Annotated in this window: 12 protein-coding genes and 4 pseudogenes; 6 read left to right on the forward strand and 10 right to left on the reverse strand. The window is 36.4% G+C overall.

Features of this window, described 5'->3' with window-relative positions:
• Positions 1-77: 77 nt before the first annotated feature.
• Positions 78-187: pseudogene (locus DMC01_RS16800) on the forward strand (IS1595 family transposase); the annotation flags it as partial.
• 32 nt (positions 188-219) lie between these two features.
• Here the strand turns inward: DMC01_RS16800 and DMC01_RS10550 are convergent.
• The 7 genes from DMC01_RS10550 to ribE form a co-directional block, all read right to left on the reverse strand.
• Positions 220-2,004 carry a peptidoglycan D,D-transpeptidase FtsI family protein gene (locus DMC01_RS10550; protein ID WP_142694184.1) on the reverse strand — a complete coding sequence of 595 codons (1,785 nt, stop codon included), beginning with the start codon at positions 2,002-2,004 and terminating at the stop codon, positions 220-222.
• Positions 2,004-2,297, reverse strand: coding sequence for a flagellar hook-basal body complex protein FliE (gene fliE / locus DMC01_RS10555; protein WP_142694185.1), 294 nt, complete (start codon positions 2,295-2,297; stop codon positions 2,004-2,006). The genes DMC01_RS10550 and fliE overlap by 1 nt, the downstream gene beginning before the upstream one ends.
• A 2-nt stretch (positions 2,298-2,299) precedes the next feature.
• Entirely contained in the window at positions 2,300-2,794 is a 495-nt protein-coding gene (gene flgC, locus DMC01_RS10560; RefSeq protein WP_142694186.1) for a flagellar basal body rod protein FlgC, read from the reverse strand.
• Positions 2,795-2,804: 10 nt separating this feature from the next.
• Complete coding sequence (gene flgB, locus DMC01_RS10565; RefSeq protein ID WP_142694187.1) at positions 2,805-3,236, reverse strand: flagellar basal body rod protein FlgB; 432 nt, start codon at positions 3,234-3,236, stop codon at positions 2,805-2,807.
• A gap of 351 nt (positions 3,237-3,587) precedes the next feature.
• Positions 3,588-3,788, reverse strand: a complete 201-nt coding sequence (locus tag DMC01_RS10570) for a hypothetical protein (protein WP_142694188.1) — start codon at positions 3,786-3,788, stop codon at positions 3,588-3,590.
• 266 nt (positions 3,789-4,054) lie between these two features.
• The gene (locus DMC01_RS10575) at positions 4,055-4,726 is read right to left on the reverse strand and encodes a purine nucleoside phosphorylase YfiH/LACC1 family protein (RefSeq protein WP_142694189.1); all 672 of its coding nucleotides are present in this window, start codon (positions 4,724-4,726) and stop codon (positions 4,055-4,057) included.
• Entirely contained in the window at positions 4,690-5,376 is a 687-nt protein-coding gene (ribE, locus tag DMC01_RS10580) for a riboflavin synthase (RefSeq protein ID WP_142694190.1), read from the reverse strand. Before ribE ends, DMC01_RS10575 begins: the two co-directional genes overlap by 37 nt.
• 440 nt (positions 5,377-5,816) lie before the next feature.
• On the opposite strand from ribE, the gene mnmG reads away from it, so the two are divergent.
• On the forward strand, positions 5,817-7,685 hold the full coding sequence (mnmG, locus tag DMC01_RS10585; RefSeq protein ID WP_142694193.1) for a tRNA uridine-5-carboxymethylaminomethyl(34) synthesis enzyme MnmG: 1,869 nt from the start codon (positions 5,817-5,819) through the stop codon (positions 7,683-7,685).
• Positions 7,686-8,015: 330 nt separating this feature from the next.
• Here the strand turns inward: mnmG and DMC01_RS16200 are convergent, their stop codons facing one another.
• From DMC01_RS16200 to DMC01_RS16805, 3 genes and pseudogenes are all read right to left on the reverse strand, one after another.
• Positions 8,016-8,174: a hypothetical protein gene (locus DMC01_RS16200; protein WP_221887152.1), complete on the reverse strand. Its 159-nt coding sequence runs from the start codon at positions 8,172-8,174 to the stop codon at positions 8,016-8,018.
• Positions 8,141-8,287, reverse strand: coding sequence for a hypothetical protein (locus DMC01_RS16205; protein WP_221887153.1), 147 nt, complete (start codon positions 8,285-8,287; stop codon positions 8,141-8,143). The genes DMC01_RS16200 and DMC01_RS16205 overlap by 34 nt, the downstream gene beginning before the upstream one ends.
• Before the next feature lie 41 nt (positions 8,288-8,328).
• Positions 8,329-8,432 (reverse strand): annotated as a pseudogene (locus tag DMC01_RS16805) (IS1595 family transposase); the annotation flags it as partial.
• 389 nt (positions 8,433-8,821) lie between these two features.
• Here DMC01_RS16805 and DMC01_RS10595 point away from each other — a divergent pair.
• From DMC01_RS10595 to DMC01_RS10610, 4 genes and pseudogenes are all read left to right on the forward strand, one after another.
• Complete coding sequence (locus DMC01_RS10595) at positions 8,822-10,081, forward strand: DUF2920 family protein (protein ID WP_142694191.1); 1,260 nt, start codon at positions 8,822-8,824, stop codon at positions 10,079-10,081.
• Between the two features lie 560 nt (positions 10,082-10,641).
• Positions 10,642-13,746, forward strand: a complete 3,105-nt coding sequence (locus tag DMC01_RS10600) for a S8 family serine peptidase (RefSeq protein WP_185908871.1) — start codon at positions 10,642-10,644, stop codon at positions 13,744-13,746.
• Between the two features lie 242 nt (positions 13,747-13,988).
• Positions 13,989-14,329: pseudogene (locus tag DMC01_RS15360) on the forward strand (hypothetical protein); the annotation flags it as partial.
• Between the two features lie 190 nt (positions 14,330-14,519).
• Positions 14,520-14,810, forward strand: a pseudogene (locus DMC01_RS10610) (IS1595 family transposase); the annotation flags it as partial.

Genomic DNA, 14,810 nt, shown 5'->3' on the forward strand with positions numbered 1-14,810 from the left:
AAAGTTTGCAAAATTTATACTTGCTAAATTTAATGAAGTTATAAGAGAAAATCCGCTTAAGTTGTCTTGAGCCAAAAAATTTTGTGCTTCACTTCAAAGAAACAAGATTAATACGAAAAATTTAGGACAACATCTTTATCAAATTTTATTAAAGTTGATAAGGGAAAATCCTATTAGAGTATCTTGAGCCTAAAGTATTTATACTTTTAAAAGCCAAATTCAATAAGCTAAATTTGGTTCTAAAAAGCCTTCTTTTACCAAAAGATCAACCGCATCCTTAAAAAGAGGCAAGGCACTTTGTGCAGCGTAGTAGCTATAAGCCTTGGTTGGATTTCTAACCAAAACCCCTATGGTATAGCCTGTTTTATCATCACTTGCAAAGCCAAAAAAGCTTGCATTGTAGCGGTTTCCTGTGTAGCCTCCCTTTTGAGCTATCCTTGCTGTTCCTGTCTTGCCACCCACCACAAGCCCCTTTGTGTAAGCCTTGCGACCTGTGCCCTTTTCTACTGTGGAGATGAGGATCCTTCTTAGTAGCTCGTTTGCACTTTTTGAGAGAATTTTTTCTTTAAGAGCTTCTGGGGTTTGTTGAATTTTGCCATTTTGATAAAAACGGTCTACAATCTTAGGAGCTATATAAAAGCCCTCGTTGTTAAAGACATTATAACCTGCTAGTAGCTGTATGAAGGTGGTTTTTAGCCCATAGCCATAGCTTAGAACAGATTTTTCTATATCTTTTAATCTTTGAGGATTTGGCAATTCCCCTCTTTGCTCATAGGGCAGATCTATGCCGCTTTTTTCTCCAAAATGAAAGATCCTAAGCCCAGCTACTATCTCAAAATTACTAAGCCTCTTGGCAATTTGTATCATTCCTATGTTTGAGGAAAAGGCTAGCACCTCCTCAGGACTCATAAATGCTGCCTTGTGATCATCTTGTATGGTAAATTGCCCTAGTTTGTAAGAGCCGTTGTAGGTGTTTATCTTTTCATCGATTTTAAGCTTATCAAGTCTTAGAGCTGTTGTAAAGACAAAGGGCTTGATCACAGAACCAGCCTCGTAGCTATACTCAATGGCACTTGCATTTAGCACAGAAAGATCCTTGCCTCTATTGCTTGGATCGTATCTTCTTGAGCTAGCAAGAGACAGTATTTTTCCTGTGCTACTTTCCATAATGCCTATTATAATCTCATTTGCCTTTAAATCCTCATTTTTTTGATCTATGATCTTTTCTAGGCTTTTTTGTAGCTTTAAGGAGATATTAATGTATAGATCGCAGCCATTGATCTTTTTTTGCTGAACTGAATCTAGGCTTAAAACTATGTTTCCTCCTATGTCTTTTAGCCCTTGAACCTTTTCATCTTGCAAGGCTTTCAAACACTCATCATAATACTTCTCAATGCCCTTTACACCGAAGTTTTTAAGCACGCCGTCCTCTTCATCTAAGATAGTATTTGTATAGCCTATGATGGGAGTTAGTGCGTCCTTACTCATATATCTTCGATCTTCTTTGTGCTCTATGATGTTTAGCCCTCTTGTTTCGACCTTGTTGTTACTATTTGTAAAAGCCTTGAAAAAGCCTTGCACATAGAGCTTTTTGGATAGTTCTTTAAGATAGCTTGCCTGTCTTGAGTCTATGTTTTGCAAGAGGACAAAATTATAAGTTTTAGGATTTTTAAGCTCTAATCTTTTTTTGATCGAACTCATCACCTCATCATTTGAGCCACTATAAATTTGAAAAAGCTTTAAAAAAAGATCAAGCTTATTATTATCTAGGCTTCTTAGATCAATTTCAGCTCTGTAAATTTCTTTTGAGGATGCAACTGTGAAGTTATCCTTGGTGATAACGCTACCTCTTAGGGCTATGTTAAACTGTTCTTTTTCTGTGTTTGGAAGATTTCTTTTGGAGGTTAAAAAAAAGGTTGAGCTTAAAAACAAGATCATAAACAACAAGGTCATTATAAAGGCAAAGGCTACCTTTGAGACTCTGTTTTTATTTTGTTCAAGCATTAAATTTGAGTTCTTGTGATCTCTTTATAAGCATTAATTGCCTTGTTTCGCACCTCAAGCATAAATTTCATACTCATATCAGCCTTATTTATAGCAATGGCTGCTTGGTGAAGATCCTTTACCTCTCCTGTTGCTATATCTGTCATAGCTGCTTCTGCTTGTTGTTGGGTGATGTTTTGTTCTTCTATTGAATTTTTCAAAAGCCTTGCAAATTCATCGCCTATGTTTGTGTTATTACTTGTTTTTTGATTTTGTGAGCTTGTTGTTTGTGTTATTTTATTTATCTCGTTCATAACTAACTCCTAAGTAGTTCTATAGCACTTTGTGCTAGGGTTTTGGTGCTGTTGAAGGCAGCCACATTTGCTTGATAAGCCCTTGTTGCTTCTATTAAATCGGCCATTTCAATGACAGGGTTTATATTTGGATAAGACACATAGCCCTCTTCATTTGCATCAGGATGGCCTGGTTCGTATTTAAGCCTAAATTCTCTATCGTCTCTAACCACCTTATGCACCACAACACTCATTATGCTAGGATGGGCTGTTTTGGGTGAGCTTGGATCGTTTAAAGGGTTTTCATATTCTAAGAGATTGCTATCTTTTTTTATCTTTTTATTTAGCACCTCGCTAAAATCAGTAGCCTTAAAGATCACCTCTCGTCTTCTATAAGGTCCTCCCTCAGCTGTTCTTGTTGTGTTTGCGTTTGCTATGTTTGAGCTTATAATATTAAGCCTAAATCTTTGTGCGCTTAATCCATACCCACTAATGTCAAAATCACTCAAATAAGCCATATCTTACTCCTTAATTAAGCCTTGTGCTTGTTTCTACCACGCTAGAAAAGATGCTTCCTTGCTTTCTAAGAACGCCTTCTAAAGCACTTACCATAGCTACATTCTTACTCATTTCTGTGGTTTCAACATCCAAATCCACAGTATTTGCATCATTTCTCGCCAAATGCCCATCCCTTAAATAAATGCTAGGCTTTTTAGGATCTGGGAATTTCCAAGGATCCTGATGAGCACCTTGTGTCTTTGCAAGCTTTAATTCTTTGTCATCTTTTAATTTAAAGATCTCATTTGCTCTATTTACAAGAGCGGTTTCAAATTCAATGTCTCTTGCCTTGTAAAATGGGGTATCTACATTGGCAAGATTAGAACTTATCATTTGATTTCTAAGATGCCTTCCTGCTAAGGCACCCTCTACCAACTCTTTTGACTTAAATGGCACAAGCATCATAACCCCCTTTTTTTGAGTAAATAAAGCAAAAACCGTTCCAAAAGCTTATAAGTTTTTATTGCAATATTTTACTAAAATCCAGCAAATTTTGCAAATTTTTTACATAAATTCACAGGATCTGCCTTCTTTAATCTTAGTCTAAATTCTAAAACCTTTAAACTGCGTGTTTTAAAACTGTCATTAAAGATCAAAGCCTTAACTTTAAGGCTTTAAAAGCAAAATCATAAAATTAAAATTAGCACAAAATTACAAAAACATCTTTGTGAAAAATTCTTAAAATATCTAAAATAAGCCCTCTAAAAGAATTTTAAAGCTTGAATTTTATTAAGCTTAGCTGTTTTAAAGGCTCTAACTTAAAGTAGCCTTTTGTTTGCTTTCAACCAAAGAATTTAAAAGGCTTGAAATTTTCTCCCTTTCAAGATCGCTAAGTGCTTGAATTTCACTCTTTATGAGGCTTTGAACCAGCTCCTCATTAAGCAAATCGCCCTCGTTAAATTCCCTTGCCTTTTGAATGATTTGCAAAACCCTTAAATCCTTTTGCATAGCTATCCTTTTTGTTTTAATAGAAATTTAAAATGACATCACAGTTTAACACAAAGCCTTAAAAGCCCTTTAAATTCAGCTTTTTAAGGCTATGAAATTTGAATTTTGTGTTAGACTGTCTATCAATCAAGGCTTTTAAATATAACACAAAGATCTCAAAGCATAGCTTCCTTATAAAATAAAATTTTTTCAGAAAATGAGATTCTTCGCCTTTAAGGCTCAGAATGACAAATTAAGTGTAAAATCTACGCTTTTTTATAAAGAATTTAAATTCAGCCCTTCAAAGCTATCACGCTTACAAATCTTTTTTCCAAATCCCCGCGTCTGTATGAAAAAAACCTCTCATCATCAAAGCTACAAATTCCGCAGTCTCTTATATCTTTAATGCCTAAATTTAAGGCTTGATGCCTAACAAGCCCCTTTAAATCAAGTCTGTTGTCATTTACAAAGTCATTAAATTTCTCTTTTGCAAGGGCTAGAATTTCCCCACTTAAAGCATAGTTTTTTTGACAAATGCTTGGGGCTATTAAAAGCGTAAAATCATCATTTTTAAGGCTACTATCACGCTTTTTTATCGCTAAAACCGCTTTTTCAAGGATATTTTCAAAACAGCCCTTTCTGCCTGAGTGAAGGGCTGCTATGAAGCCCTTTTTATGCCACAAAAGCAGGGGCAAACAGTCAGCACTTAAAACGCACAGCGCAACGCCCTTTTCGCTCGTTATTAGCCCATCGCATTCATATTTTGCCTTTTGCGGCTCATAAAGCTCAACCAAATTTGAATGAATTTGATTCATAAAAATAGCTTTTTTAATAAAGCCTTTTTCAAAGATATTTTCATTGATAATTTGCCCACGAAAGCTCATAAAATCAGCCTCAAAAGCACAAAAGGCTGTGCATTTTTCATTGTCTAATAAAGATAAGAAATTCGCTCTATGTCCTGCCACGAAAGCTCCCTCTTTGAATTTTTACTTGAATTTGTTCCTTGTAGGCTTGTTTCAAGGTCGTTTTGTGCTGAATTTAAGCCTAAAAAAGCCCTATTTTCAAGTATGCTAGCCGTGTAGCGAGCAAGCAAATCGCTTTCTATATTGACCCTGCGACCCACCTTGTAGCTGCCAAATAAGCTCTCACGCATAGTTAAGGGTATGAGGGTAAGGCGAATCGTGCTTTCAAGCACCTCATTTATGGTAAGGCTTATGCCATCTACGCCCACACTGCCCTTTGAAGCCATAAAAGGCTTTAAATTCAAAGGGATTTTAATGAAAAAATCCGTCCCATTTTCGCTTTTTTTAATGCTTGTAATTTCGCCAACCCCGTCTATATGTCCTTGCAGCAAATGCCCCTCTATCCTATCTCCATAGCGAAGTGCAGCTTCTATATGCACCCTGCCTTTTAAATTTTGCGTGGCAATTTTCAAGCGAGTTTCCTTTGAAAGCTCCACAGCAAAGCCGTTTGCAAAAACTTGTGTCACAGTCAAACAAGCCCCATTTACCGCTATGCTATCGCCCAAATTTGGCTTATAGCTTGCTCTTAGGCTTAAAATGTTGTTTGCATAGCCTTGCACTGTGGCTAATTCTCTTATAAGTCCGTTAAACATTAGCTTTCCTTAATTTTGGCTTTTGCTTGAATTTTTCACTCATTTTTTTGTGAATTTTTGCTTGAATTCTTGTGAATTTTTAAAAAAATTCACGCACAAATTTTTCGCTCCTTTTTGAAAAAAATTCACATCTGAATTTATTCTCACTTTTTTAAAAAAAATTCACATTTAAATTCACAGCATTTAAAAGCCTTGAATTTTTCCTAAATTACACCGAATTTTGTGTGAATTTTAGTATAATTTTGCTTTTATTTGGCAAAAATTCAGCCTTAAATTAAAAAAATAATTTACAAAGTTTTGGCGAAGTATTAAAGATGAGTTTGTGGGTTGTGCAGAAAAAATTGCGTCAGGGCTAGGCAATGCAATCTGCCGTCTTGCGATTTTTTCAAACTCCCACAAAATTCGCTCAAAGATGGGCTTAAAGAGGATAATTTTTTATGATGACAAATGAGTATGATATTATCGTAATCGGCGGCGGACACGGTGGCATTGAAGCTTGCGGAGTTGCTGCTAGAATGGGCAAGAAAACCCTACTTTTAACGACCTTAATCGAGCAAATCGGTGCTGCTTCTTGTAACCCTGCAATCGGGGGCTTAGCCAAGGGGCATTTGGTAAAAGAACTTGACGCTATGGGCGGACTTATGGGGCTTATCACGGATAAGGCAGGGCTTCAATTTCGCATCTTAAATGAAAGCAAGGGCGTTGCGGTTAGAGGTTCTCGCGCTCAAATTGATATGGATAGCTATAAAATCACCGCTAGGACCTTGCTTTTGGGGCTTGAAAATTTGGATATATCTCAAGAGCAAGCAAGTGAGTTTGCGCTAAAAGATGGCGAGTTGGTAGGCGTTCGCACGAATTTAGGCAATGAATACCTCTGTAAAAAGCTCATCTTAACCACAGGCACCTTTTTAAGTGGGCTTATACACATAGGCAAACAGCAAATAAAAGCTGGCAGGGTCGGTGAAATGCCATCTTACGAATTAGCAAGCTCTTTAAGAGCCTTGAATTTAAGCATAGGCAGGCTTAAAACAGGAACTTGTCCTAGAGTAGCGGCTAGAAGCATTGATTTTAAGGCATTAGAAAGGCAAGATGGGGATGAAAGCCCAAAGCCTTTTAGCTTTCGCACCAAAAATTTCGCCCCAAATCAGCTTCCTTGCTTCATAGCAAGGACAAATGAAAAAACCCACGAGCTAATTAGGGCAAATTTCTATCAAGCACCCCTTTTTACAGGGCAAATTTCAAGCGTGGGACCTAGGTATTGCCCCTCAATTGAGGATAAAATTCATAGATTTAAGGACAAAGAAAGCCATCATCTTTTCATAGAGCCTCAAACCCGCGAGGCTAGCGAATACTACATAAACGGCTTTTCTACATCCTTACCTTATGAGGTGCAGCTACAAGCCCTACATAGCATAAAAGGCTTTGAAGAGGCGAAAATCACGCGTTTTGGCTATGCTATCGAGTATGATTATATCGAGCCAACCGAGCTTAAACACAGCTTAGAGTGTAAAAAAGTGCCAAATTTATACTGCGCAGGGCAAATAAATGGCACCACAGGCTATGAGGAAGCAGCAGCTCAGGGCTTTATGGCTGCTGTGAATGCTGTCTTAGCCATAGATAAAAAGCCTGCCTTCGTGCTTGAAAGAAGCGAGGCTTACATAGGCGTGATGATAGATGATTTGGTTACAAAAGGCACGAAAGAACCTTACAGGATGTTTACCTCAAGGGCTGAATACCGCTTGCTTTTAAGCGAGGAAAGTGCGATTTTAAGGCTTGGCAAATATGGCTATGAGTTTGGCTTACTTGAAAGGGCTGAATTTGAGTTGATTGAGGGGGCAAAAAAGGCTATAAATGAGGGTTTAGAGTTTTTGCTTACTACTCAATTCACACCAAATTCAGCCAATAATGCCTTTTTAGAAAGCCTAAATGAGGAAAAAATCAGCACCTCTGTGTCCTTGCAAAAAATAGTCGCTCGCCCTAGCTTTACAGCCTCAAAACTAGCCTTGCTAAACGAGAAATTTAAGGATTTAGATGAGTATGTGCTTTCTCAAATCCTTGCAAATGCGAAGTATCATCACTACATAGCCCAGCAAAAAGAGCAAATCGAAAAGATGAAGGGCTTAAAAGAGCTTAAAATCCCTGAAAAATTCAACTTCAAGGGCATTTCAGGGCTTAGTAATGAAGTGGTTGAAAAGCTTGAAAAGGCTCGCCCTGCAACGCTTTATAATGCAAGTTTAATTAGTGGCATAACCCCAGCAGCCCTTGATATACTTCAAATTTATATTAAAAATGGGCTTAAAATTATGTAAGGAACTTTAAGCTCTTTAAATTCACACATAGACATTTAAAAAAAGATGAAAAGATGATTTGTTTGAATTTCAAGCTTTATGTTTTAAATTTAGCCACATATTTGAAGCTTAGAGCTTTTAAACAAAAAATGGCTTTTTATAAAAAGTGCCAAGCCTTGTTTGTATGTGATAAAGAGCTTAAAATCTTTCTAAGAAAAGCATCTTAGATAAATTCTTTGGCGATTGATACTTTTAGCTAAAATGACCTAGGATTTTTCCTAAGCCATTTTAACAAAATTTTATACAAATTTTCGTTTTTAACCTTGACATTGTATCTAAATTCACTCTCTTTCAAATGCGTGAAAAATTCCTTTTTAATGCCGTGAAACCCCCTAATCTAGCCTTTGCATAGCCCCAGAAATTCACAATTTCGTTAATGTGATTTCGTCCATTTGCAAACTCATTTTTAGAGTGCTTTACCCTATAATGAGCCTTTGCTCCTTCTTGCAAAGTTGCAAGACGAAACGAAGCAAAAAATCCACCAAGGCACCGTAGGATTTTAATCCATCGCTGTAAATTTCACTTTCTTCAAGCTCTGAAAATTCCTTTATTATGGACTGCAACTCTTTGGCAGAGCAAGTGTTTGAGTGTATAAACGCTAGCCTAGCGTTTTAGCATTCCAAACACAGGTGTTTTGCGACCAGCTCCACATCCACGCTTGCCACGCACCCTTTTTGCTCCGAAATAACTCTCATCAACTTCAACCACTCATCTTGCTGATTTTTTCGCACTCTTTGGCTATCAAAAGCTTGCTGCACTATCCTATTCACGCAAGGGCGAGAAACCTTGCACAAAACAGCGATTTTGCTTACGCAAATGTCAGAACAAAAACACTCCAAAATTGCTAAAATTTCCGCTTTCAAATGTAGGGCAAAAATATATACTAACATCGATTTTACCAAGCTTTCAGCCGTAATTATATCAACTAAAAGTATCAATCGCCAATTCTTTTAATAACCCACAAAGCTTAATGCGACAAAACTTAGCCCCCTTGTATAAAATAAGCTAAATATTGATAAAAAAGAGCCGATATATATTTGTGTTAATTTAAGAGAAATTTGAGTATAATTTACTTTAAATTTAAAAAGGTAGGGCAAATGTTTCAAAGTAAAAGCTATGAGATCAGCTCCACAAACGACATAGAACTAGGTATTAAAAGAGAGTCAAAGCTTGAATTTAAGGCTAGTTTTGATGATGAAAAGGAAATGAAAGCCTTGTTTTTCTTCTTTCCAGGCTGTGGGATGGAGATGAATGAAAGCATTTTAGAATCCTTGGCTGAGTTTGTAGTGAAAGAATTTGAAGTGGCTATGATTAGGGTAAATTACCACTGCATAGGAAATAGACCTCAGATGGGAGCTAAATTTTATCTTGATTCCATTGATAGATTAATCATATCTCAAACTTGTTCAACCTTAAATATCAACATACCCCAGGACTTTTTTCCAAATAGAGACCTAGATGAAAACGAAATGCTCTTTTTGTTTTCTCACATAAGCAGCGAAATTGCTAAGCTTAAAAAAATAGGCTCTTTGAAGCAAGAAAGCATATTTTGCTTTACAGCCACTATGCAGCCAAGCAAAAAGGAGTATCAAAACTTTGGCATTATGCAAGCAATTGACATCATAAATGCCTTATATCACATAAAAAATAATCTTCCATTTAAGCTTCACAAAGACTATAAAACCATACTTTCAGGCTCATCTCACGGTGCCTATCTTGCTCTTTTATCGGCTAAGATTATGCCCTGGCTTGTGGATGCTGTGCTTGAAAATTCAGGCTATGTAAGAGCTTCTATGAGCTATACAGGCTTTGGCAAGGAGCTTGATTATGAGAATTTGGCTGAGCTTTTTGATAGAAGAATAGAGCATTTAATCATAGCTTGTTCTAGCAAGACGCATTTTACTAGCAATAAAAACTCGCCAAATTACTTCTCCAAAGCACACGAAAGGATAAGAGCCTTGCTTGATGAGGAGCATCTTAAAATAATGTCAACTTACAATAAACCTAAAATCATATCCTATCACGCGCAAAGCGATCTAGAAATAGCCCCCTCACAGCAAAAGGCAGAATTTCACAGACTTTTAAAGGAATTAGGCTTTGATAATAAGCTTTATATGATGAGTGAAAAGGATGTGGATGGAAAGCTCATCAAAGATGTCAAAGGGCATGGAATGGACATATCATTTAAGGCTTTTTTGGGAAAGGAATTGCCCCTTTTGTTAGCTAGCAAATTTCCTATAAAGGCTAAACAAGCAAGGCAGATTATGTATCCAAGCGAGGATTTGCAGTATGTTTTTAGGGAAAATGATAAGGGCACAGGAATAGAACTTGCCATTTTTAGAACGCAAAAGACTTAAAGGGCATTTAGCCACTATTTCAAAAAAGTGCTGAGTGAAAAGCTGAATGAAAATATACACCCTATCTTAAAAACACTCAAAGCAAAGAACAGCTTTGCTAAATCTATCAAGCTTACAAAAAACACCGTAACGAGTTTCTCATTATTTTATATCCTTACAAAAAGAATTTAGCCTTGGAATACTTTTTGCTGAATTTTCAAAGATCAAATTCAGCATTAAAAGACAATTTAAGTTTGTAAAATACATTAAAATTTAAACTTCGGTGTTAAAATTTACAAAAGGCTGTTGTGGCTATAAAAAAGCTTTGTGTTTTTACAAGAGCTCTTTTTCAAAAAGGTGTTAATGTGTCATTTGTGAGCCTACGGGCGAAGAAACCGTAAATTTAGGGCATTTCTTTCTAAATTAGTGAATTCTTAGCACAAGCTTATAATGACAAATGTGCTATTAAATCAATACTTTTTTGAAAAAGAGCCTTTGTAAAAGCACAAAAAAGCCATAAAATTCACAGTGCTATTTTTTAGCTGCTGTGTTTGAATTTAAATTAAATGATTAAGGATCAGATGTCTAGGTTTATTTTACACATTTTATTTGTATCTAATCTTTTAGCCCTTACTCCCTTTGAGCTACATAATATACGCGAGGCTCGCGGTCAAAACATAACAGGTGCAGGGGTTGAAATAGGCATAATAGATAATGCCTTCAATGAAAATCATCAAGCCCTCACAGGACAGCTCTTAGGTGTAGAGTACCCGCAAGGCTACACTCCAAATTTTACTACCGATGCTCACGGAAGCCATGTAGCTGGTATAGCAGTGGCTAATAGAACAAATAATAGCTCTTATGGCATAGCCAATGAGGCTAAATTTTATGGAATGGGAGGCATAGGAAGTGGGCTTCAAATTCCTAGCAGTTTTGATTTTTTTAATCCTATCAATGAAATTAAGATTATAAACAATAGCTGGGGATCAAACACCTATCCTGCTGTGAATTTAAGGATAAATCCTAACTTACAAATAGATACTAGCTTTACTCCACAGTCAGTTTCAGGCACTCTAAGGGCTAGTGATTTTAGTAGCGGACTTTACGAACTTGCTACTCAAAAGCAGGTTTTAAGTATCTTTGCTGCGGGCAATGAAGGCATTTTATCACCTAATATTCAAGCTGTAGCTCCTAGATATGATGAGAGTTTGCGTTCTTGGCTTGCTGTGGGGGCTTTGGATTCAAATCATATTGAAAGAAGAAACGATGGCATTTTGGTGGTTTCAGGGCGGGGCATAGCTGATTTTAGCAATGGCTTTATAGGGGCTGAAAACTTTTCCTTGGTGGCTGCTGGGGTGGATATAAACTCTGTTGATTCAAGCACTGCTAGTGGCTATACTTCTAAACAAGGCACTTCTATGGCAGCACCTGCCATTAGTGGCATAGCCGCCTTAGTCTCTCAACAATTTCCCTTTTTAAATGGAAAACAAATCGCTGATGTGCTTTTAAGCACGGCAAATAGAGACTATGAAGCTCCAAAGATGACTGTAAAGCAGGTTCAAACCGATAACACACAAAATAATTTTAGCTATTTAATCGTCTATATAGACACACAAATTCCAACAGAAGCTGAGATAAGAGATGATTTAAGAGCCCTTTATGCAAATCAAGCCATTATTGTGGGAGGGCAGCAAATAGCCCTTGATGAGCATATTTGGAATAATAGAGATAATATACAAAATCCAAATGCCACCATACAAGGCACTATGCAAGTTAGAAAAGAAGATCTTTTTGGTCAAGGCATAGCCGATGCCTTTAAAGCCATTAAGGGTCTAGGTGAAATAGACATTAACCGTTTAAGCGATGCTGATGCACAAGAAAAAGACGGGGTTAAAGAAGCCTTTTATACTCTCAATGTCAGCTCTGATGCCATCTTTGAAAACGATATAAGCCAAAAGAAATGGGACGATACCTTGCATTTAAACACGGCTTTAAATTTACCCACAAGCTTGCAAGGTTTAAATGCTGGTTTTATCAAAGAAGGAAGTGCCACACTTACTTTTAGAGGGGCAAATACTTACGAGGGTGCTACTATCATTAGAAATGGGGAATTAAGGCTTGAAAAAAGAGCTGATGATACAGGTGGGAGCATAGCTGGAAATGTTTTTGTTGAGCAAAACGCAAAACTTAATATCTTAGGCGCAACAACACAAGTATCCACCCCAACACAAAGCGCGTCAATAGCTAAAGACTTAATCAATGAAGGTGGCACAGTATCCATTGGCGAAAGAGGCTTGGGCTTATTAAGTGTTACAGGAACTTATACTCAAAAAAACAGTGGCATCTTACAACTAAGCTTTAATTCACTTGGAAACTCAAAGCTTGAAGCAAACTCTTACACAATAGAAAGTGGCGAGCTTCAATATAGACCCCTTGAAGCACAGTTTTCAACCACCCCTCAAACCATAGTCATTGATTTAAAACAAGAGCTTAAAGATGTTTTAAATAATTTTACAGATGTTAGTGTTTTGCCCTCAAATGTGCTTGATTATACCTTGATGGCTGATAGATTTACCCTACAAATCATAGGACGTCCCGATGCTTATGGAAATATTTTATCGGCAAATTTAAGCCTAGCTGCTGCTTTAAGAAGCATAGCCTCTTTGCTAAATGAACCCTCTACACCTACTGAGTATAGAGCCTTTTTTAATAATTTTTTAAACACCACCCAAGTAGGATCAACTGATTATGAAAACTCTTTAAAAAGCCTTGATTCTGATGGCTATCTTAAACATAGCTCAAAAATATTTTCCTTGCAAGATAAAAATGCCCTAAAAACCCTACTTCATCTTTATGAAGGCGATGATGAGAATTTTGCTCTTAGTCCAAATTATCATTATGGGGTATCAAAGGATGAAAGCTTTTGGGGCTTTGGTGCAAAGTTAAGGGCTAAAAAAACAGTTCCTAATGCAAATCTAGCTGGCTATCTTGGCTATGATGATCTTAGTAGTTCTTTTGAGTATTCTACTTTGAGATCTAAGATCTTAAGTGCTGGGTTAGTTTCGGCAAGTTCTTTGAGTGATTATTTGCAATTTATTTTGGGTCTTCATTTAGGATTTAGTCAAAATGAGCTTGAAAGGCAAATTTATCCAACAAATACAAGGCTAAAAGGGACATATCAAAATATCTTTGCTAGCATTCAGCTTGGCTTCGCACAAGATTATGAGCTAAGATCTATGCTTGATACAAATTTGGCACAAAGTGCTTTTGTGCTTACCCCACTTGCTTATCTTAGCTACAAACTAGCTTATCAAGATGCCTTCAAAGAAGATGGGCAACTTTTTGCAAAAAGCTATGATCAAGGCTATATAAACAGCCTATCAGCAAATGCTGGCTTTAATCTTAGATATAATTTTTTAAAAAACTTTGACAGTGCTGATTTGAATTTATACTCAGTGTATGAAAGGCTTTTAAGTGAAGATGAGCTAAGAAATGAGGCTAGCTTTAAGGACTTTGCCAATTATAAATTCACACAGCAAAAGGCCCTTGCTAAGGATAAACTAAGATTTGGCGTGAATTTAAGCAACAAATTTGGCAGAGGATTTTTTTCTTTGGGGCTTGATAATGAGTTAAGCAAGGATGAGTATAGCTTTAATATCTTAGGCAAGGTGGGATTTTCTTTTTAGTTTGTTTATGTTTAAATTTAAAGGTTAAATATATTTAGCTTAATTAAACTTAAACCAAAGGGTTTTTAAGTTAGCACCTATGAAAAACAAAAATTTGTTTTTAAATTTCGTTAAATGTGAGAGAAATGTTGAAGTGTTTTTTACTTCGTTAAGCCTCTTGTAACTGTAAGCAGAAGGCTTGTTAAAACGCTAGGCTAGCGTTTATACACTCAAACACTTGCTTTGCCAAAGAGCTATGAACTATCATAAGAGACTTTTCAGAGCTTAACGAGTATGAAATTTATAGTGATAGCTGGAAGGCCTTGATGGTTTGGTTGATTTTTTACTTCGTTTCATCTTGTAACTGCGTAGTAGAAGGGGCAAAGGCACATTACAGAGTAAAGCACAACAAAAACGAGTTTGCAAAGGGACGAAACCACATAAACGAAATTGTGAACTTTTTTGCTTCGTGTTACACACTCGCAACTGTAAGTAGAATGGGCTTTGTAAAGTTTCGTTTAGCTAAATTTAAGAGCTAAAAGAGAAAACTTTGTCCTTCACTTAAAGGAAATAGAATTAAATATACACTAAAAATTTAAGATAAAATTCTCATCAAAATTTATTAAAATTGATAAGAGAAAATTCTGTTAAGTTTAATTGAGCCAAAATTCTAAAGTTTTAAGAAAAATTGCCGATTTAGGTAAAGTAGGATATTTTAGTTTAAAAGTTTTTTATATTTTTGATATTTAATTTGGCGATTGATACTTTTAGCTGATATAATTACGGCTGAAAGATTGGTAAAATCGATGTTAAACAAGTATATATTTTTGCCCTACATTTCGGAGCGAAAATTTAGGCAGATTTTAGAGTGTTTTTGTGCTGACATTTGTGTGAGCAAAATTGCCATTTTATGCAAGGTTTCACGCCCTTGTGTTAATAGAATAGTGCAGCAAGCTTTTGATAGCCAAAGAGTGCGAAAAAATCTCAGCGGTGAAATCGAAGAGGGTGAGAGTTATTTTGGAGCTAAAAGAGTTCGTGGAAAGCGTGGGCGTGGGGCTGGCAAGAAAACGTCTGTATTTGGAATG

Source organism: Campylobacter troglodytis, assembly GCF_006864425.1.
Lineage (GTDB): Bacteria > Campylobacterota > Campylobacteria > Campylobacterales > Campylobacteraceae > Campylobacter_D > Campylobacter_D troglodytis.

Bases quoted from the DNA above. Each gene is read 5' to 3' on its own strand.
- flgB (WP_142694187.1), bottom strand. From the start codon at position 3,236: ATGCTTGTGCCATTTAAGTCAAAAGAGTTGGTAGAGGGTGCCTTAGCA.
- DMC01_RS10600 (WP_185908871.1), top strand. From the start codon at position 10,642: ATGTCTAGGTTTATTTTACACATTTTATTTGTATCTAATCTTTTAGCC.
- DMC01_RS10550 (WP_142694184.1), bottom strand. From the start codon at position 2,004: ATGCTTGAACAAAATAAAAACAGAGTCTCAAAGGTAGCCTTTGCCTTT.
- ribE (WP_142694190.1), bottom strand. From the start codon at position 5,376: ATGTTTAACGGACTTATAAGAGAATTAGCCACAGTGCAAGGCTATGCA.
- flgC (WP_142694186.1), bottom strand. From the start codon at position 2,794: ATGGCTTATTTGAGTGATTTTGACATTAGTGGGTATGGATTAAGCGCA.
- fliE (WP_142694185.1), bottom strand. From the start codon at position 2,297: ATGAACGAGATAAATAAAATAACACAAACAACAAGCTCACAAAATCAA.
- DMC01_RS10595 (WP_142694191.1), top strand. From the start codon at position 8,822: ATGTTTCAAAGTAAAAGCTATGAGATCAGCTCCACAAACGACATAGAA.
- mnmG (WP_142694193.1), top strand. From the start codon at position 5,817: ATGACAAATGAGTATGATATTATCGTAATCGGCGGCGGACACGGTGGC.